The sequence below is a fragment of the Mycobacterium shunyiense genome, assembly GCF_058270075.1.
In genome coordinates, this window is the sequence record NZ_JBZDPU010000025.1 from 80,105 (window position 1) to 99,735 (window position 19,631).

The following is a 19,631-nucleotide window of genomic DNA, read 5'->3' on the forward strand; positions in this document are numbered from 1 at the left end:
TCTGCCCTGGCGGTAGGTTCGGGCCTGGATTCCAGTCAACCCAGCCCGGACCGGGAACCCACGGAATACGGGGGCCGGGGTCAGCCTGCGCTGAAGCCGCGCCCAACCCGAGGGATCCGGTGCCCAGTGCACCGGCGATCATTGCTGTTCCCACGATCTTCTTGAGATTCACGTGTGGCCTCCAAACATCTGCAGGTTGACGTGCGCTTTCTAACTTCTCTATCGACCAAGCTACGCCTTTTGTTAACACGTCGGCGGAGCCGGACCTACTCGGCAGCGAGTATGCAGAACTCGTTGCCTTCAGGGTCGGCCAGCACCACCCAGGTCTCGTCGCCCTGGCCGACGTCGACGTGTCGCGCACCCAGACCGACCAACCGGTCCACCTCGGCCTGCTGATCGTCGGGGGTGAAGTCTGGATGCACTCGGTTCTTGACCAGCTTGCCCTCCGGCACGGCGGTGAACAACCAGACGGGGCCGGCACCGGGCGGCGGGGTGAGGATCACGTCGCCGTCGGCATCGGTGTGATGGGGCCAGCCGAGTACCTTCGACCACCACGCTCCCAGCGCTTCCGGATCGTGGGCATCGATACAGATCTCGGAGAACCTCAGTCCCATTGCGCCAGTTCCTTTTTCATCACCTTGCCCATGGCGTTGCGGGGCAGGCTGTCCACCAGCCGCACTTCGCGGGGTCGCTTGTGTGCTGAAAGTTGTTGGGCGACAAACTCGATCAATACTTCCGGTGCGGCAGTGCCGACGACGAACGCGACGATGCGCTGCCCGAGATCCTCGTCGGGCATGCCGACCACGGCCACCTCGTCGACGCCGTCATGGCCCAGCAGCACGGTTTCGATCTCACCCGCGCCGATGCGGTAGCCGCCGGACTTGATCAGATCCACCGATTCACGCCCGACGATGCGGTGCATGCCGTCGGCATCGATGACGGCAACGTCGCCGGTGCGGTACCAACCGTCTGAATCGAAGGCCTCGGCGGTGGCCTCGGGCCGGTTGAGATAGCCACCAAACACCATGGGGCCCTTGATCTGCAGCCGCCCGATGGTCTCACCGTCGTGCGGCACCTCGGCACCCTCGTCGTCGACCAACCTGGTCTGCACCCCGGCCAGCGGCAGCCCGACCCAGCCGGGCCTGCGCTCACCGTCCACCCGGGTGCTCAGCGTGATCAGAGATTCGGTGCTGCCGTAGCGCTCCACCGGAGCGTGCCCGGTCAGCCGGACCAACTCGTCGAACACCGGTACCGGCAGCGGCGCACTACCGGAGACCAGCAGCCGCGCCGTGGACAGGGCCAGCGCCGAGTCGAGGTCCTTGACCACCCGTGACCACACCGTCGGCACTCCGAAATACAGCGTGCCCTGGGCCTGCGCGTACGCGGCCGGTGTCGGTTTCCCGGTGTGTACGAAGCGGTTCCCGATCCGAAGCGAGCCGAGCAGGCCAAGCACCAGGCCGTGTACGTGGAACAACGGCAGCCCGTGCACCAGGGTGTCGGCGGACGTCCACTGCCACGCCTCGGCCAGCGCGTCGATGTCGTCGGCGATGGCCTGACGACTGATCGGCACCCCCTTGGGCGCTCCGGTGGTGCCGGAGGTGTACATGATGATCGCGGTCGAATCAGCTGGCGGTTCTTGGTAGCGGTGCCAGGACCGCGCGTGCAGCCGGACCGGGATCAATGGAAGCCCCGCAGGATCATCGCCGTCCTCAGGCATCTCCCCCAGCCAGGCCTGGGCGCCCGAGTCCGCGAGGATGTGCCTGCGCTCTGCCACGCCGACGTCGGCCGGGACCGGCACCACCGGCACGCCGGCGATCAAGCATCCGATGATGGCGAGGACCGTCGTCGGGGTCGGCGTCGCCAAGACCGCGACGCGGCCGGCGACAGCGACGCGCTCGGCCACCGAAGTGGCGGCGCCGACGAGGTCGCTGCGGCTCAGCACGGTCCCGTCGATCGAAACGGCATCGTCAAGTTCGGCCCCCGCGGCGACAGCTGCGGGGTTCAAGGAGGCCAGCAACACCCTTGTGAGGCTACCGTCGGGTGGTATGGGCACAGCATCTGGACGCGACCGCGACGACTCCGGCCGGCCACGCAACACCCGCCCGCGTGACGCACTCGGCCGGCCGTTGCCGTACGGCAGTGAAGGCGTCGCACGCATTCCCGATGAGCTGGAGCTCACGCCGGCCGAAACTCTCGCCTACGCCCAGGATCTGCTCGACCGTGGTCAGGCGTTCAGCGCTCACGAAGTACTCGAAGCGGCGTGGAAGAACGGGCCGGGCCACGAACGTGCGCTCTGGCAGGGTCTGGCGCAGCTGGCTGTGGGCATCACGCATGTGCAGCGCGGCAACCGGACCGGCGCTGCCGCCCTGTTGCGACGCGCCGCAGCGCGGTTGGCACTCGTCGAAACACCTGCGCCCTACGACATCGATGTGACCCGCCTCGTCGATGTCGCCGCCACTCTCGCCGACGACATCGAGAGCACCGACGACATCGCGCCGGAGCGGCTGCGCACCGGCCTCACGGCCGCCATCCGCCGGACTGCGACGCGCGAGGTGTACCGGAACAACTGGCTGACGCTGCGCGAAGACCACATCGTCCGGTCTGACGGCAGCACCGGCGTCTACGCCGTCGTGGACAAGCAGACCTACGCCCTGGTGATTCCGTACGACCCCGATGGCGATCGGTTTCACCTCGTCGAGCAGTTCCGCTACCCGTTGGGGTTGCGGCGCTGGGAGTTCCCTCAGGGCACAGCGCCAGAGAATCAACATCTGGAGGCCACCGCCCTCGCCCACCGCGAGCTTCGTGAAGAGACCGGTCTGCGCGCCGAGACCATGGAAAGACTCGGCCTACTCGATGTGGCGGCGGGGATGAGCAGTCAGCGCGGCTGGGTGTTTCTGGCGACCGGCCTGACCGAGGGCGAACACGAACGCGAGCATGAGGAGCAGGACATGCACAGCGCGTGGTTCTGCCGAGCAGAGCTGAACGACATGATCCGGGACGGCGCGATCACCGATGCCCAGAGCCTGGCGGCCTTGACTTTTCTGCTGTTGCGCGAGAGGGAAATTCAGCGTTGACATCAACTTAGGTTGAGGTTCTACCGTCGAGCGCGTGAGCCAACCAGAGGTGATAGTCGACCAAGTTGTCCTGCGCGACGGCTTCGTCCCGTTGATCGACATCAGCAGCGCCCGAAACGGCGACCCACGTCAACGCCAAGCAGTCGCCGACGCTATCGGGCGATGCTGCGAAAGCAGCGGTTTTCTGCTGCTCGTCGGCCATGGGGTGCCCGATGGCGTGATCGAGGATGTCAACCGCGCGCTGCGCGAATTCTTCTCGCTGCCACGGGCCCTCAAGGAACAGGTCGGGGCCGATCCTGCCGATCCGCTGGCCCGTGGTTTCAGCAGTGCGGGCAACCTCGCGGCCACCAACGACGGGGCCGACCCGGTGGCCGAACACGAATCACCGGACCAGGTCGAGAAATTCGTGTACTTCCCGCAGGGAAATCCGGAGGGGTTCGACGGACCCGGAAGGGCCGATGGACGGGTCTCGGTCGCCGAACGATGGCCAGAGGTACCGGGATTCCGCGCGGCCTACGAACGCTATTACGACGAGATGGCTTCGCTTGCGACCGAGTTGTCCCGGCTGTTCGCCTTGGCGCTGGGCCTGCGCGAAGACTGGTTCGACAAACTGATCGACCGGCACAACTCCAACCTGATGGCCAACCACTACCCGGCCGATGATCAGCCGGCCGGCCACATCCGGCTCAGTCAGCACAGCGACTGGGGCAACCTCACGATCCTGCTGCAGGACGAAACCCAGAGCGGGCTACAGGTTCGGGACGATCGCGGTGAGTGGCTCGACGTGCCGGTGGTACCGGGCTCGTTCGTCATCAACATCGGCGACCTGTTGGCCCGGTGGACCAACGACCGATGGGTCAGCACAGTGCACCGGGTAGTGGGCACCGGAGCACCCACCGCAGAGCGGTTCAGCCTTCCGTTCTTCCACCAGCCCAACTTCGACGCCGTGATCGAGTGCATCCCCACGTGTGCGACCGTGGACAACCCGGCGCGGTATGAACCGGTGGTGTCGGGACCCTATCTGCTCGACAAGTTCAAGGTCGCCTACGACCTGAGTCCCAGCTGAGGCCCTGGGTCAGTGGCGCTCGGCCAGGGCCCGCAGGAAGAACGTCAGGTTGGCCGGGCGCTCCGCCAGTCGCCGTACGAAGTAGCCGTACCACTCGTTGCCGAACGGCACGTACACCCGGACGTGGTTGCCCGCGTCGGCAAGCCGGCGTTGTTCGGCGTCACGGATGTTGTAGAGCATCTGGTACTCGAAACCGTCCACGCCCCGGCTGAATTCATCGACAAGGCCGGGTACCGCGTCGATGATCTGCGGGTCGTGTGAGGCCACCATCGGGTAGCCCGATCCGGCCATCAGCACCCGCAGACAGCGCAGGTAGGAGTCGGTGACCTCGTCTGCATCGCGGTAGGCAACCGTGGCGGGCTCGTCGTAGGCGCCCTTGCACAGCCTGATCCGGGCTCCGGATGCGGCGAACTCACGGCAGTCCGCCTCGGTCCGGTGCAGATAGGCCTGCAGAACGGTTCCCAGCCAGTCGAATTCGGTGCGTAGATCACGCACGATGGACAGGGTCGAGTCGGTCGTGGTGTGGTCCTCGGCATCCACGGTGACCCAGGCTCCCACCTCGCGGGCCTTGGTGCAGACGGTGTGCGCGTTCTCGTAGGCGATCTTCTCACCGTCGCGCGGCAGTGCCTGACCGAGCGCCGAGAGTTTGAGTGACACCTCGAGCGGTCGCACGGAGGCGTCGATGTCGCCGCGTCGTGCCAGCCCGTCGAGCAGGGTCAGGTAGGCCTGCACAGTACGTTCGGCGTCGTCGTTGCTCGTCGTGTCCTCGCCGAGGTAGTCGACGGTGACGAATCGGCCCGAATCTCGCAGTGCACCAACGGTGTCGAGCGCCTCGGGTACCGTCTCCCCTGCCACAAAGCGGTCCACCACCTTGCGGGTGATCGGGAGGCGTTCGGCTGTGTGGCGCAGTCTCGGCGAGTGCGACGCGGCCAGGATCGCCGGGCGGGCGACGCGCTGGAAGACGCCCATGTCAGACCTCCATGTGGGGGTAGGTGTGGTGGGTGGGCGGCACGAACGTCTCTTTGATGGAGCGGGCCGAGGTCCAGCGCAACAGGTTCAGCGCGGAACCGGCCTTGTCGTTGGTGCCCGAAGCGCGCGATCCGCCGAAGGGCTGCTGGCCGACGACCGCGCCGGTCGGCTTGTCGTTGACGTAGAAGTTGCCCGCGGCGTTCCGCAGCCGGTCGGCGGCGGTCAACACCGCGGCGCGGTCGTCGGCGATCACCGCGCCGGTCAGCGCGTAGCGGGCACCGGTGTCGACGACGTCGAGGATGCGCTCGTAGTCCGCGTCGGGATAGACGTGGACCGCGAGGATGGGGCCGAAGTACTCGGTGGAGAAGGCCTCGTCGGTCGGATCGTCGGACAGCAGGACCGTGGGCCTGACGAAATAGCCTTCACTGTCGTCGTATTCACCGCCGGCGGCGATGGTGACGCCCGCCGCGCCCTTGGCCCGCTCGATCGCCGCGACGTTCTTGGCGTAGGCGTGTTCGTCGATCACGGCACCGCCGTAGTTGGTCAGGTCGGTGACGTCGCCGTATTTGAGGTCCGATGTGGCCGAGAGGAAGTCATCGCCCATCCGGTGCCACACCGAGCGCGGGATGAAGGCCCGGGAGGCTGCCGAGCACTTCTGTCCCTGGTAGTCGAAGGCGCCGCGGATCAGGGCGGTGCGCAGGACATCCGGGCGGGCCGAGGAGTGCGCGACGACGAAGTCCTTGCCGCCGGTCTCGCCGACCAGTCGTGGATAGGTGTGGTAGCTGCCGATGTTCGCGCCGACCTCGCGCCACAGGTGCTGGAACGTGGCGGTCGATCCGGTGAAGTGGATGCCGGCCAGTCGCGGATCCGCCAGGGCCACATCGGAAACCGCGATCCCGTCGCCGGTCACCAGATTGATCACCCCGGGCGGCAGTCCGGCGGCCTCGAGCAGTTGCATCGTCAGGTAGGCCGCGAAGGTCTGGGTGGGCGAGGGTTTCCACACCACGGTGTTGCCCATCAGGGCGGGTGCGGTGGGCAGGTTGCCGGCGATCGCGGTGAAGTTGAAGGGGGTGATGGCGTAGACGAAGCCCTCGAGTGGCCGGTGATCGGTGCGGTTCCAGACGCCGGGGCTGCTGACGGGCTGTTGCGCCAGGATCTCACGGGCGAACTCGACGTTGAACCGCCAGAAGTCGATCAGCTCGCAGGGGGCGTCGATCTCGGCCTGGTAGGCGGTCTTGGACTGGCCGAGCATGGTGGCGGCGGCGATCTTCTCGCGCCAAGGTCCGGACAGCAGATCGGCCGCGCGCAGGAACACCGCGGCGCGCTCGTCGAACGGCACCCGGGCCCACTCGGCCTTGGCGGCCAGCGCGGCCTCGATGGCGGCACTGGCGTCGGCGTGTTCGGCGTTGGTCAGGGTGCCGAGCGTCGCGCTGTGGCGATGCGGTTGCACGACATCGATGCGTGCACCGCCGCCCATGGTGTGTTTGCCGCCGATGACGTGCGGCAGGTCGATCGGGGCGCCGGTGAGTTCGCCGAGCGCAGTGGCGAGCCGGGCGCGTTCGCCCGAGCCCGGTGCGTAGTCGTGGACCGGCTCGTTGGCCGGCGCGGGCACGGCGGTGATGGCATCCATGAGTCAAGAATCCCCGACGTGACCCACGCAACACTTGTTTGTTCCGCCAAGCCTTGCTCCTCTGATCAGTAGAATCGGACAACATGCGGACCACTGGTGTCAGCCTGGGCCAACTGTTGTTGGCGCTGGATGCCACCCTGGTCAGACTGGTTGAGGCACCCCGTGGCCTAGATCTGGCGGTGGCCTCGGCCGCACTCATCGATTCCGACGACGTGCGTCTGGGCCTGGCCCCGTCCGCAGGCGCCGCGGACGTGTTCTTCCTGCTCGGATTGTCCGAAGAAGACGCGCTGAGTTGGGTCGAGCAGCAGACCGCACGCCGGGCGCCTGCGGCGATCTTCATCAAGAAGCCATCCGATGCGGTCATCGAACGAGCAGTGGCGGCGGGCACCGCGGTGGTTGCCGTCGATCCGCGGGCCCGCTGGGAGCGGCTCTACCGATTGGTCAACCATGTCTTCGAACACCATGGTGACGGCGCGCTGCACGATTCGGGTACCGACCTGTTCGGCCTGGCCCAGTCAGTGGCCGAACGCACGCACGGCATGGTCAGCATCGAGGACGCCCAGTCACACGTGTTGGCCTATTCCGCGTCCAGCGACGAAGCCGATGAGTTGCGTCGCCTGTCGATTCTCGGCCGAGCGGGTCCACCAGAGCATCTGGCGTGGATCGCCCAGTGGGGCATCTTCGATGCGTTGCGTTCCCGACCGGAGGCGGTGCGGGTGGCCGAGCGCCCCGAACTCGGGCTGCGGCCCAGGCTGGCGATCGGCATCTTCGCGCCCGCCGTCGACGAGCGCCGGGCCGCCGCGTTCGTCGGCACCATCTGGGTGCAGCAGGGCAGTCACCCGCTGGCCGAGGACGCCGAGGAGGTGATGCGCGGCGCCGCTGTTCTGGCCGCGCGGATCATGGCGCGCCTGGCCGCCGCGCCGTCCACCCATGCCGTGCGGGTACAGGAACTGCTGGGGTTGGGTGAGGCGGAGGCCCCCGTCGAAGTGGAGTTGATCGCCCGGGAACTAGGTGTGGCCGTTGACGGCCGGGCCGCGGTGATCGGCTTCGACAGCCGCGCCGGAGCCAATCAGGCGAGCCGACTGGCTGACGTTCTGGCTTTGAGCGCCAGCGCCTTTCGCCACGACGCACAGATGGCCTCGGTGGGATCGCGGGTCTATGTGCTGTTCCCCACCACTGGTAAGGCGGTGACGTCGTGGGTGCGGGGCACCGTGGCGTCGTTGCGCACCGAGTTGGGACTGGAGCTGCATGCGGTGATCGCCAGCCCGGTGGCCGGGTTGGCCGGCGCGGCGGCGGCCCGCATCGATGTCGACCGGGTGCTCGGCACGGCCGGACGCCATCCCGGAACGCTGGCCGCCGTCACCTCGCTGGCCGAGGCGCGCACGACGGTGTTGCTCGACGAGATCGTCACCGCCATCGCCGCCGACGAGCGGCTGATCGATCCGCGGGTGCGGATGTTGCGGGCCGACGAACCGGTGCTCGCGGAAACCCTGGGCATGTACCTGGACTGCTTCGGCGACGTGGCCGCGGCCGCGCAGCATCTGCACGTACACCCCAACACTGTCCGTTACCGGATCCGCCGCGTGGAAGAGCTGCTGGCGACCTCCCTCAACGATGCCGATGTCCGGCTGCTGCTCGCGTTGAGTCTGCGTGCCACAGCGTGAGTCGCCTCCCCTGCCGAGCAGACGCTCAGGTACCCAGATGCTCGGCGTGTCGGGTACCGCCGCGTCTGCTCGCCAGAAATGTGGGCCCCTGTCCATCGTTCGGTTGACATACGAATCAGCCGCGAAGGCGTCGCGCGGACGCGGGCGAAGCGGCACCGTAGGGGTATGACGACCGAAACGGTTCAGCACACATACGAACATCCGTATCTGAGCGGGAACTACGCCCCGGTACATGACGAGGTCACGGTCACCGACCTGACGGTCACGGGGAACATTCCGGACTACCTCGACGGGCGCTACCTGCGCACCGGGCCCAACCCGCTGCGCGCTCCCGATCCGGAACGCCACCACTGGTTTCTGGGCGACGGCATGGCGCACGGGATCCGGCTGCGCGACGGCAGCGCGACCTGGTACCGGAATCGCTGGATCAGGTCGAGTTCGGTCGCGCGCCAGCTCGGCGAAAAATGGGCCGGCGGCGCGCACGCCGGTGGGTTCGACTTCCCCTCGAACACCAACATCATCGGCCATGCCGGCCGGACGTTGGTGGTCACCGAGGCCGGCGTGCGACCCTACGAACTCACCGAGGAGCTCGACACGGTAGGTCCGTCCGACTTCTGCGGCACATTGTTCGGCGGATTCACCGCACACCCGAAGCATGATCCGAAAACCGGTGAACTGCATGCCGTCTCGTACAACCCGTTGCGCGGCAACCTGGTGAGCTACACCGTCACCGGGGTGGACGGAAGGGTCCGGCGCACAGTCGACATCGCCTTACGCGCCCAGACGATGATGCACGACTTCACCCTGACCGAGAAGTATGTGGTGCTCTACGACCTGCCGGTGCTGCTCGATCTGACGACGATGGTCAAGAGTGCCCCGGCGCGTGCCGCCGCACGGTTGCTGACCGGATTCGCGGCCCGGCACGCGGCACCGGACTTCGTCCTGCGCGCCGCCATGCGCGGATCCGAACGCGCCGCGCTGCCGACGACGGCGATGCCGTACCGGTGGTCACCGGAGCACGGTGCTCGTATCGGGGTGATGCCCCGCGAGGGATCAGCCGCCGACATCCGGTGGTTCGACATTCCGCCGTGCTATGTGTTCCACACCCTCAACGGGTACGACCAGACCGGACCCGACGGCGAACAGATCGTGCTCGACGTCGTCCGACATCCTGCGGTGTTCACAACCGGCGACCGGCTGTTCACCGACTCGATCACGTTGGACCGCTGGACCGTTGACCTTCGCACCGGAAAGGTGCGCGAGCAGCGACTCCACGACGAGACCCAGGAATTCCCCCGCATCGACGACCGCACGGTCGGGCGGCAGCACCGATACGGCTACACCGTCAGCCTGCCCCCGGAACCGGACGCGCCGGCCGGCGCCATCCTGCGCCACGACCTGCGAGAGGGAACCACCGACCGGGTCGACTTCGGGCCCGGGCGCGAACCCGGCGAATTCGTCTTCGTCCCGTCCGGACCGGATGCCGACGAGAACGACGGCGTGGTGATGGGATTCGTCTACGACCGAGCCGAGAACCGTAGCGATCTGGTGTTGCTCGACGGGCAGAGTCTGGCACCCGTTGCCACCGTGCACATTCCGGTCAGGGTCCCACACGGATTCCACGGAAACTGGGTGGCCACCGAAGGCGGCGGCGGCCGTTAACATCGGCAGATGACCGAAACCGGTCCGTCCACTACAGCAGTCCTGCGGGAACCGTCGGACTGGCATTGGATGTGGGAGACCTACGTCTGCGGGTTGTGCGTCGCGGCGGTCGTCGCGGTGGTGCTGCTGCGACACACCCTCGGCGGCAACGTAGGAGTGGCGTGCGGCGCACTCGCCGCGATGGTCGTCGTCGTTCTGGTGTTCGGACGCAGCGTGATTCACGATGCGGATCCGATCACCGGCCCGGTGAGCGCACGGACGGCGGCGTTCCTGGCAGTGATGATCGGCCTCTGGCTGCTCGCGCTGCTGGCCGCGGCGCCGGCCGTCGCGGCAATTCCGGCGCTCTTCCCGCTGATCTTCGCCACGTTGCCGCTGACGGCGGCGTTGACGCTGACTTTCCTGGTCACCCTGGCACCGTTGGGCCTCGCCGTGGCCATCCACGGGCTGGGGTGGCCGAGCCTGCCGCCGGTGGCCGCGGTGACCCTCGTCGGTGCGGTTGCCGCCCCGATCATCGGTACCACCATCATGACCACCATGCGCCAGCGACAGAAGTTGGCGGAGACGGTCGCCGAGTTGGCGGCCAGCCGGGCCGAAGCCGCCCGCCTGTCACGGGAGGCCGGCGTGGCCGCCGAACGGGAGCGGCTGGCCCGGGAGATCCACGACACCCTGGCCCAGGGATTCACCAGCATCGTGGCGCTCGCCCAGGCGGTGCAGGCGGAGAGCGACGCAGACCCGGCCGCCGCCGCCCGGCATGTGGAGTTGATCCGCAACACCGCGCGCGACAACTTGGCCGAGGCCCGCACGATGGTCACCAGACTGACCCCGGCCGCGTTGGAGGAGGGCTCCCTGCCTGCTGCCCTGCGCCGCCAGTGCGAGCGATTGGCCGCCGAGACCGGCATCGCCGTCGACATACACATCGACGACGACCTACCCTCGCTTGGCATGGCCGCCGATGTGGTGTTGTTGCGCAGCGCGCAGGAGGCGATGACGAACGTGCGCCGGCATTCGCAGGCCAGTGAACTCCGGGTCCACCTTGAGCCCGTACCGCACGGGGTACGACTTTCCCTGTCCGACAACGGTATCGGCCTGCAGCCCGACCACGTCGACGGTTTCGGACTGCGCGGTATGCAGGCCCGGCTGGATCAGGTCGGCGGCACCCTGACGCTGTCGGTCCCCGACGGTGGCGGCGTGCGGGTGATCGTGGCGGTGCCGGCATGACCGGGACTGCGACCAAGGTCCTGCTGGTCGACGATCACCCGGTGGTCCGCGAGGGGCTGCGCGGCATGATCGACGCCGAGGACGACCTGACGGTGATCGGTGAGGCCGGTTCCGGCGCCGAGGCGATCGGGTTGGCCGGTGCGCTGCGCCCCGATGTCATCTTGATGGATCTGCGGATGCCCGGAATCGACGGCGTCACCGCCACTGCCCAGATTCTGGCTGCCGATCCTTCGATCCACATCGTCGTGGTCACCACCTACGAAAGTGACACCGACATCCTTCGCGCTGTCGAGGCCGGCGCGACGGGCTATCTGCTCAAGGATGCGTCCCGCGCCGAGTTGGCCCGTGCAGTGCGCGACGCCGCGCGCGGCAAGACGGTGCTGGCCCCCGGCGTCGCAGACCGATTGGTGAACGCGGTCCGGACGCCCGCGGTGACACTGTCGGTGCGGGAGGCCGAGGCGCTGGCCTTGGTGGCCACAGGTGCCACCAACGCCGATATCGGCCGCGCATTACACATCAGCGAGGCCACCGTGAAGACGCATCTGCTACGGGCGTTCCACAAACTCGGGGTGTCCGACCGCACGGCGGCCGTCACCAAAGCGATGTCGCTGGGCCTGCTGGGCTGACTTTCTCCCGCGAGCAGACGCAAACTCGCACATTTTCAGCGGAAAACTGATGAGTTTGCGTCTGCTCGGCGGTTAGGAGAGGCGTGCGACCGCAGCGGCGATGCGCTCGTCGGTCGCGGTCAGTGCGACCCGCACGTACTGAGCTCCGGCCGGACCGTAGAACTCGCCCGGCGCCACGAGGATGCCGCGCTCGGCCAGCCACTTGACGGTGTCGCGGCAGGGCTCGCCGCGAGTGGCCCACAGGTACAGGCCCGCCTCGGAATGCTCGATGGTGAATCCGGCCGCCTGCAGTGCGGGTAGCAGCAGCGCCCGGCGTTGCGCGTATCGCTCGCGTTGCACGGCTTCGTGCTCGTCGTCGTCGAGGGCGGCGACCATCGCGGCCTGCACCGCCGTCGGCACCATCATCCCGGCGTGCTTGCGGACCGCGAGCAGTTCGGCGACGACAGCCGGGTCACCGGCGACGAACCCGGCACGGTAGCCGGCGAGCGAGGAGGTCTTGGACAGCGAGTGCACCGCGAGCAGCCCGGTGTGGTCACCGTCGCAGACCGATGGATGCAGGACACTGAGCGGCTCGGCTTCCCAGCTCAGGCCCAGGTAGCACTCGTCGGAAGCGATGAGCACCCCACGGTCGCGGGCCCAGGTCACCACCTTGCGGAGGTGGTCGGCCGGGAGCACCTTCCCGGTGGGGTTGCTCGGCGAGTTCAGGTAGATCAGCGCGGGACGTTGCGGACCCAGCTGGGTGAGCGAATCGGCACGCAGCACCTGCGCCCCGGCCAGCAGGGCACCGACCTCGTAAGTCGGGTAGGCCAGCTCCGGGACGACGACGGCATCGCCGGGGCCGATCGCCAGCAGCGTCGGCAGCCAGGCGATCAGCTCCTTGGTGCCGATCACCGGCAGCACCGCATCCGGCGCCAGGTCGGTGATGCCGTACCGGCGTCGCAGTGCCGCCGCGGCCGAGGCTCGCAGCGCCGGTGTCCCGGCCGTCGTCGGATAGCCGGGAGCCGAACTGGCGGCGGCCAGCGCCTCCCGGATGACCGGTGCCACCGGATCTACCGGAGTGCCTACCGAAAGGTCGACGATTCCGTCGGGGTGCGAGCGGGCCAGAGCAGTGACGTCCGCCAGGGTGTCCCACGGAAACTCTGGCAATGCCGCCGAACGACGCTGTCGCACCACGTCAGTCTCGAAGCCGGATTCGACCGTGCTCAGTCCTCGGCCTTGGCCGGCAGGTCCTTGATCACCTGCGGATCGTTGTCGGTCTGGCCGACCTTGGACGCGCCGCCGGGCGAACCCAGCTCGGAGAAGAAGTCAGCGTTGGCCTGCGCGTAGCTGCTCCACTGGTCCGGCACATCGTCTTCGTAGTAGATGGCCTCGACCGGGCAGACCGGTTCGCACGCGCCGCAATCCACACACTCGTCGGGGTGGATGTACAGCATGCGGGCACCCTCGTAGATGCAATCGACCGGGCACTCTTCGATACATGCCTTGTCTTTGACGTCGACGCAGGGTTCGGCAATGACGTACGTCACTGATGTCTCTCCTGTCCAGTGGGCTGCTGGGCTCGGTGGTCGGGACTCTGTTGAGTTCGACGTCACAGTATGCGTTGCCGATACTTGGACGCGCGTCTCAGTGTGTCCTAACTTCACGCGTCACCCAGTTATGGGTGGCGCGTGGTAACTGATACTAGCCGTCGCAGATACAGCTCGCCTAGCCGCCCGACCGATTCCTTTTGCCCAACCCAGATCAGTCAATTAGTTGCATAGGACCGTCGGTCCCACCTACCCTGCGGACATGGGGTTGACCTATCCGCATCTCTTGTCGCCGTTGGACCTCGGCTTCACCACCCTGCGCAACCGGGTCGTGATGGGCTCGATGCACACCGGCCTCGAGGACCGCGCCGGCGACACCGCGAAGCTCGCCGAATACTTCGCCGAGCGGGCCCGCGGTGGCGTCGGGCTGATCATCACCGGCGGCTACGCCCCCAACAAGACCGGCTGGCTGCTGCCGTTCGCCTCACAACTGGTGTCCTCCGCCGAAGCGCGACGCCACCGCCGGATCACCGGTGCCGTCCACGATGCCGACGGCAAGATCCTGCTGCAGATCCTGCACGCCGGACGCTATGCGTATCACCCACTTTCGGTGAGCGCATCGTCGATCAAGGCCCCCATCAACCCGTTCCGGCCGCGCGCTTTGCGGGACGTCAAGGGCACCATCGACGATTTCGTCCGCTGCGCGCTGCTCGCCCGCGAAGCGGGTTATGACGGCGTCGAGATCATGGGCAGCGAGGGCTATCTGCTCAACCAGTTCCTGGCACCGCGCACCAACAAGCGCACCGACGCGTGGGGCGGCACCCCGGAGAAGCGCCGTCGCTTCCCGGTCGAGATCGTGCGACGGGTGCGCGAGGCGGTCGGCTCCGACTTCATCATCTGCTACCGCCTCTCGATGGCCGACTATGTCGAGGACGGTCAGACCTGGGAGGAAATCGTCGCGCTGGCAACCGAAGTCGAGGCGGCCGGCGCGACGATCCTGAACTCGGGCTTCGGCTGGCACGAGGCGCGGGTACCCACGATCGTCACCTCGGTGCCCAACAGCGCCTTCGCCGACATCAGCAGTGCGGTGGCCGAGCACGTCTCCATCCCGGTGGTGGCGTCCAACCGGATCAACATGCCGCAGAGTGCCGAGCAGATCCTGGCCGACACCCACGTCCAGCTGATCTCGATGGCGCGGCCCCTGCTCAGCGATCCGGACTGGGTGCTCAAGGCCGCCGAGGAGCGGGCCGACGAGATCAACACCTGCATCGCGTGCAATCAGGCCTGCCTCGACCATGCCTTTGTGCACAAGAAGGTTTCGTGCCTGCTCAACCCGAGGGCCGGGCGGGAGACGACATTGGTGCTCAGCCCGACGCGTCGGGCCCGTTCGGTGGCCGTCGTAGGCGCCGGCCCAGCCGGGTTGTCGACCGCGGTCAACGCCGCCCAGCGCGGTCACCGGGTCACGCTGTTCGAGGCGGGGTCGGCCATCGGCGGCCAATTCGACCTGGCCAGAAGGATTCCCGGCAAGGAAGAGTTCAACGAGACCATCCGGTACTACACGACGATGCTCGACAAGCTCGAGGTCGACGAGCGGTTGGGAGTTCGCGCCGGAGCCGACGACCTGGCCGGCTTCGACGATGTGGTGCTCGCAAGCGGGGTCACACCGCGCCTTCCCGCCATTCCAGGGATCGACCATCCGAAAGTGCTCACCTACGCCCAGGCCATCACCGGTGCGCCCGTGGGCAAGTCGGTAGCGGTGATCGGCGCCGGCGGAATCGGCTTTGACGTGAGCGAATTCCTGACCACCGATGCTTCTCCCACCCTGAACCTCAAGGAGTGGAAGGCCGAGTGGGGTGTGGCAGACCCCCAGGAAGCCCGTGGCGCGCTCACCACTCCCCTGCCCGCTCCCGCCGTGCGCGAGGTGTATCTGCTGCAGCGCACCAAGGGCCCACAGGGCCGCAACCTCGGCAAGACCAGCGGGTGGGTTCATCGAGCATCACTGAAAGCCAAAGGGGTGCATCAGCTTTCCGGAGTGAACTACGAACTCATCGACGATGAGGGTCTGCACATCAGCTTTGGCTCCGAACACCGGGACCGACGCGTGCTCCCGGTCGACAACGTGGTGATCTGCGCCGGACAGGAATCGGTGCGTGATCTCGAAGCGGACCTTCGGCGCAACGGCATCGAACCCCACATCATCGGAGGCGCTGCTGTGGCAGCCGAACTCGATGCGAAACGAGCAATCAAACAGGGCACCGAATTGGCCGCGGCACTCTAGGCTGCGCTGCGCGAACTTTCCGAAAAGCCCGCAATGACGCTGCCCCGTCGGTATTTTTGACCCCGTCGAAGATTCCGCACGTGCGGGTTCAGATGCCGCCCGCACCCATGTGGTGGGGGGAGCAAGCGCATGGCCGTCAAGGAGTCCACCAGCCAACCACTGATCGGCAAGGGCTGGGTTCAGGGCGTCGCCCTGGTGATGATCTTCGGCTTCTTCGTCATGGGGCTGCTGGCCTACCGCACCTACACGGCATCGATGCCGATGCCCGACAAGGTGGTCACCGAATCCGGGCAGGTGGTGTTCACCGGCGAGGAGATCACCCGGGGCCAGGAGCTCTTCCAGTCACGCGGCCTGCAGGAGTACGGGTCGATCGTCGGTCACGGTGCCTACCTCGGCCCCGACTACACCGCTGATTACCTGCGCCGGGCAACCGAAGATGTCGCCACCCAGCTGCGGGACGGGGGTATGGCCGACACCCACGACACCGTCGTCACCGAGTTCCGGACCAACCGCTTCAACCCCGAGACCCGAACCCTGGTGTTCACCGACCGACAGGCCGAGGCCTTCGACCGGATCACGCAGCACTATGCCGAATTCTTCGGGGAGGACTCCACCAAACACGGGCTGCTCCCCCGGCTCATCACCGACCCTGCCGAGATTCACGACCTGACCGCGTTCTTCGCCTGGACCGCATGGGCGTCGGCCGCTGACCGGCCCGGCCACAACTACAGCTACACCAACAACTGGCCCAGCGAACCCCGCGTCGACAACGGCCCCACCGCACAGCTCATCGTCTGGTCGACGCTCTCGTTGATCATGCTGCTCGGCGGGACCGGCATCATGTTTGCCGTCTACGGGCGGTGGAGTCAGAAGATCGGTTGGCACAGTGCCGAAGCCCCGATGCTGTCATTCCGCCAGCCTGGCGAAGTTCCGCTGACGCGCGCACAGCGGTCGACCATCTGGTTCTTCGCCATCGTGTCGCTGCTGTTCTTGGCCCAGGCCCTGCTCGGCGGCGCCGTACAGCACTACCGGGCCGACCTTTCGAACTTCTTCGGGCTCGACCTTGCCGCCATCCTGCCCTACAACCTGGCCCGCACCTGGCATCTGCAGCTAGCCCTGCTGTGGACCGCCGCGGCGTTCCTGGCGGGTGGAATCTTCTTGACCCCGTTCATCTCCCGGCGTGAGCCGCGACGGCAGCACTGGCTGTCCTACGGCTTGCTCGGTGCGGTGGTGATCGTCGTCGTCGGCTCACTGATCACCGAGGCGCTGTCGATCTACGGGATCGTCCCGTCGGGTTCACTGTTCTCGCAGCAATGGGAGTACCTGGATCTCCCGCGGCTGTGGCAGATCCTGTTGATCGTCGGCATGTTCCTGTGGATTGCGATCATCTGGCGCGGCATGCGGGCCCGGCTCAAAACCGAGTCCAAGTTGAACATGCCATGGGTGTTCTTCTTCTCGGGCCTGGCGATTCCGATGTTCTACGCGGTGGGCCTGCTCGCCGGCAGCGACACCCACCTGACAGTGGCCGACTTCTGGCGCTTCTGGGTGGTGCACCTGTGGGTCGAGGATTTCCTCGAACTGTTCACCACGGTGATGGTGGCCTACATCTTCGTCATGCTCGGGGTGGTCAGTCAGCGCATCGCGCTCGGGGTGATCTTCCTCGACGTGATCCTGTATTCGGCAGGCGGCGTCATCGGCACCATGCATCACCTGTATTTCTCCGGAACTCCGGTGGAACACATGGCCCTTGGCGCGTTCTTCTCCGCAGCCGAGGTGATCCCGTTGACGTTCCTCACCGTGGAGGCATGGGCCTTCCTCCAATTGGGGTCCAGACAGACCACCGGAGATGCCAAACCTTTCCCGCACCGCTGGGCAGTGATGTTCCTCGTGGCAGTCGGCTTCTGGAACTTCGTGGGCGCCGGCATCTTCGGCTTCCTGATCAACCTGCCGATCGTGTCCTACTACCAGATCGGCACCGCGCTGACCGCCAATCACGCTCACGCCGCGATGATGGGTGTGTACGGAATGCTCGCCGTAGGGCTGGCCATGTTCGCGTTCCGGTATGTGATTCCGGCCGACAAGTGGCCGGAGAAATGGGCGCGAGTATCGTTCTGGTGCCTCAACATCGGCCTGGCCTGGATGGTGTTCGCCAGCCTGTTGCCGTTGGGTGTACTGCAGCTGTATCACTCGGTCAACGAGGGCTACTTCGAGGCGCGCTCGCTGGGCTACATCACCCAGCCCGGTAACGCGGTGCTGGAGTGGCTCCGGTTGCCCGGTGATCTGATCTTCATCATCGGCGGAGTAGTCCCGTTCGTCTGGATCGCCCTGCAGGCGGTGCGGCACTTCAAGTCCGGCCCGACCACCGACGAGATGCCCGAGAATCCGCTGTACACCGAGGTCAGCCCGACGCCCGTGCCGGAGGCGCGATGAGCCCTCCGAGCACCGCGGTGTGGCTGATGGCGGGGTACGCCCTGGCACTGGTCGCGGTGGCCTGGGGATTCGACATGATGGCGCGGCGCGCCTCGATGCGCGCGGCGCGTTGGCGCACTGGGCAATTCACCTATCACGCCGATCACGACGCCTGGATGTGCCCGCAGGACCAGTGGTTGTGGCCCACGTCCTTCGACCCGGCCAACCGGGTGATGAGGTACCGGGCGAAGCCGTCGGTGTGCAACAGCTGCCCGGTGAAGTCCACTTGCACCAGCTCCGATCACGGCCGCGAGATCAGTCGGGAGGTCGATCCGTGGCCGTACTCGGAGGCCGGACAGTTTCACCGCGGGATCGCCTGCGCGGTGGCCGGATTGGCGCTGGTCATGGTCGCGGCGATGGCGATCGGGCAGCACGGTGCCGGTGATGTGGTCGTCCTGGTGGTGACGGCGACGGCCATCGTCGCCGCCGGTGTGCCACTGGCGCGCCACCTTTGGGCCAGCCCGGCCAACGCTCCCGACCATCTCCCGCACCGCACCGGTGAACAGGACATCACGGCCGTCAGCGTCGACCGGTTCACGACGAAGTGGGGCGGCGGCTGGGCCGACAGGAAGGAGACCCAGTGACCGGATTGTGGTTCTTGCTCGCCGCGGCGGGGCTGATCGTATTGGTGGCGTTCGCGTACTTCTCGCTGAAGGTGCTGCGCGAGTACGAGCGGGGCGTGGTGTTCCGGATGGGCCGGGCCCGCCCGCTGTACGGGCCCGGACTGGTGGTCCTGCTGCCACTGGCCGATCGGATGGTTCGGGTCGATCAGCGGGTGGTGACGCTGACCATCCCGCCGCAGGAAGTGATCACCCGCGACAATGTGCCGGCCCGGGTCAACGCCGTCGTGATGTTCCAAGTCACCGATCCGCTGAAAGCGATTATGGCCGTGGAGAACTACGCGGTGGCCACGTCGCAGATCGCGCAGACCACGCTGCGGTCACTGCTGGGCCGGGCCGATCTGGACACGCTGCTGGCGCACCGCGAGGATCTCAACGTCGACCTGCGCGGCATCATCGAAACCCAGAGCGCCCGCTGGGGTGTCGAGGTCCGCGTGGTCGAGATCAAAGATGTGGAGATCCCCGAATCGATGCAGCGGGCGATGGCCCGTGAGGCTGAGGCCGAACGTGAGCGCCGTGCCAAGGTGATCAACGCGCGCGGCGAACTGCAGGCCTCCGACGAGCTGCGTCAGGCCGCCGAGACGCTGTCGAAGAACCCGGCCTCGCTGCAGCTCAGGTATCTGCAGACACTGCTTGAGCTTGGTGCGGACCAGAATTCGACGGTGGTGTTCCCACTGCCGGTCGACATCATCACGCCGTTCTTGAAGAACCCCGCCAGTCTTGGTGAGGCGCTGGCCAATGGTCTGGCCAGACACCGGGACTAGGGCGTGTCTGACAAACATTTTGGATGTGGCGGTCCAGACTTGGGGTGTGTCGCGTTTTCAGTTGC

The 19,631-nt window shown here is 66.9% G+C and carries 16 protein-coding genes and 1 pseudogene; 11 read left to right on the forward strand and 6 right to left on the reverse strand.

All coding sequences use genetic code 11. The features are described 5' to 3' along the window. Nucleotides 1–266: 266 nt before the first annotated feature. Nucleotides 267–614 carry a VOC family protein gene (locus AC4ELH_RS26465; protein WP_498887688.1) on the reverse strand — a complete coding sequence of 116 codons (348 nt, stop codon included), beginning with the start codon at nt 612–614 and terminating at the stop codon, nt 267–269. Continuing rightward, nucleotides 605–2,020, reverse strand: a complete 1,416-nt coding sequence (locus AC4ELH_RS26470; RefSeq protein WP_448448504.1) for an acyl-CoA synthetase — start codon at nt 2,018–2,020, stop codon at nt 605–607. Before AC4ELH_RS26470 ends, AC4ELH_RS26465 begins: the two co-directional genes overlap by 10 nt. 25 nt (nt 2,021–2,045) lie before the next feature. Here AC4ELH_RS26470 and AC4ELH_RS26475 point away from each other — a divergent pair. From AC4ELH_RS26475 to AC4ELH_RS26485, 3 genes and pseudogenes are all read left to right on the forward strand, one after another. Next, nucleotides 2,046–2,525, forward strand: a pseudogene (locus tag AC4ELH_RS26475) (DUF309 domain-containing protein); the annotation flags it as partial. 3 nt (nt 2,526–2,528) lie between these two features. After that, entirely contained in the window at nt 2,529–3,074 is a 546-nt protein-coding gene (locus AC4ELH_RS26480; RefSeq protein WP_498887709.1) for an NUDIX domain-containing protein, read from the forward strand. 34 nt (nt 3,075–3,108) lie between these two features. Beyond that, entirely contained in the window at nt 3,109–4,140 is a 1,032-nt protein-coding gene (locus AC4ELH_RS26485; RefSeq protein ID WP_498887691.1) for an isopenicillin N synthase family dioxygenase, read from the forward strand. Nucleotides 4,141–4,149: 9 nt separating this feature from the next. Here AC4ELH_RS26485 and AC4ELH_RS26490 read toward each other — a convergent pair whose 3' ends face one another. Both AC4ELH_RS26490 and pruA read right to left on the reverse strand, forming a co-directional pair. Continuing rightward, nucleotides 4,150–5,109 carry a proline dehydrogenase family protein gene (locus AC4ELH_RS26490; protein ID WP_498887693.1) on the reverse strand — a complete coding sequence of 320 codons (960 nt, stop codon included), beginning with the start codon at nt 5,107–5,109 and terminating at the stop codon, nt 4,150–4,152. Nucleotide 5,110: 1 nt separating this feature from the next. Next, nucleotides 5,111–6,739 carry an L-glutamate gamma-semialdehyde dehydrogenase gene (gene pruA / locus AC4ELH_RS26495; RefSeq protein ID WP_498887695.1) on the reverse strand — a complete coding sequence of 543 codons (1,629 nt, stop codon included), beginning with the start codon at nt 6,737–6,739 and terminating at the stop codon, nt 5,111–5,113. Between the two features lie 83 nt (nt 6,740–6,822). Here pruA and AC4ELH_RS26500 point away from each other — a divergent pair, with 83 nt between their 5' ends. From AC4ELH_RS26500 to AC4ELH_RS26515, 4 genes are all read left to right on the forward strand, one after another. Further along, nucleotides 6,823–8,403 (forward strand): PucR family transcriptional regulator, encoded by a 1,581-nt coding sequence (locus AC4ELH_RS26500; protein ID WP_498887697.1) that lies wholly within the window; start codon nt 6,823–6,825, stop codon nt 8,401–8,403. Nucleotides 8,404–8,568: 165 nt separating this feature from the next. Then, complete coding sequence (locus AC4ELH_RS26505; RefSeq protein ID WP_498887699.1) at nt 8,569–10,065, forward strand: carotenoid oxygenase family protein; 1,497 nt, start codon at nt 8,569–8,571, stop codon at nt 10,063–10,065. A gap of 9 nt (nt 10,066–10,074) precedes the next feature. Next, nucleotides 10,075–11,283 (forward strand): sensor histidine kinase, encoded by a 1,209-nt coding sequence (locus tag AC4ELH_RS26510; protein WP_498887701.1) that lies wholly within the window; start codon nt 10,075–10,077, stop codon nt 11,281–11,283. Then, the gene (locus AC4ELH_RS26515) at nt 11,280–11,909 is read left to right on the forward strand and encodes a response regulator (protein WP_498887703.1); all 630 of its coding nucleotides are present in this window, start codon (nt 11,280–11,282) and stop codon (nt 11,907–11,909) included. Before AC4ELH_RS26510 ends, AC4ELH_RS26515 begins: the two co-directional genes overlap by 4 nt. 72 nt (nt 11,910–11,981) lie before the next feature. Here the strand turns inward: AC4ELH_RS26515 and dapC are convergent, their stop codons facing one another. After that, nucleotides 11,982–13,082 (reverse strand): succinyldiaminopimelate transaminase, encoded by a 1,101-nt coding sequence (gene dapC, locus AC4ELH_RS26520; RefSeq protein ID WP_463793952.1) that lies wholly within the window; start codon nt 13,080–13,082, stop codon nt 11,982–11,984. A gap of 29 nt (nt 13,083–13,111) precedes the next feature. Beyond that, nucleotides 13,112–13,435, reverse strand: a complete 324-nt coding sequence (fdxA, locus tag AC4ELH_RS26525) for a ferredoxin (protein ID WP_003882174.1) — start codon at nt 13,433–13,435, stop codon at nt 13,112–13,114. 262 nt (nt 13,436–13,697) lie between these two features. Between fdxA and AC4ELH_RS26530 the strand changes: the two genes are divergently transcribed. From AC4ELH_RS26530 to AC4ELH_RS26545, 4 genes are all read left to right on the forward strand, one after another. Next, the gene (locus AC4ELH_RS26530) at nt 13,698–15,713 is read left to right on the forward strand and encodes an FAD-dependent oxidoreductase (protein ID WP_498887705.1); all 2,016 of its coding nucleotides are present in this window, start codon (nt 13,698–13,700) and stop codon (nt 15,711–15,713) included. 129 nt (nt 15,714–15,842) lie between these two features. Beyond that, nucleotides 15,843–18,143, forward strand: a complete 2,301-nt coding sequence (locus tag AC4ELH_RS26535; RefSeq protein ID WP_448448513.1) for a nitric-oxide reductase large subunit — start codon at nt 15,843–15,845, stop codon at nt 18,141–18,143. Next, a complete protein-coding gene (locus AC4ELH_RS26540; protein ID WP_003882177.1) occupies nt 18,140–18,766 on the forward strand; it encodes a hypothetical protein in 627 nt (208 codons plus the stop codon). The genes AC4ELH_RS26535 and AC4ELH_RS26540 overlap by 4 nt, the downstream gene beginning before the upstream one ends. Next, a complete protein-coding gene (locus tag AC4ELH_RS26545) occupies nt 18,763–19,566 on the forward strand; it encodes a slipin family protein (protein ID WP_003882178.1) in 804 nt (267 codons plus the stop codon). Before AC4ELH_RS26540 ends, AC4ELH_RS26545 begins: the two co-directional genes overlap by 4 nt. Nucleotides 19,567–19,631 lie beyond the last annotated feature (65 nt).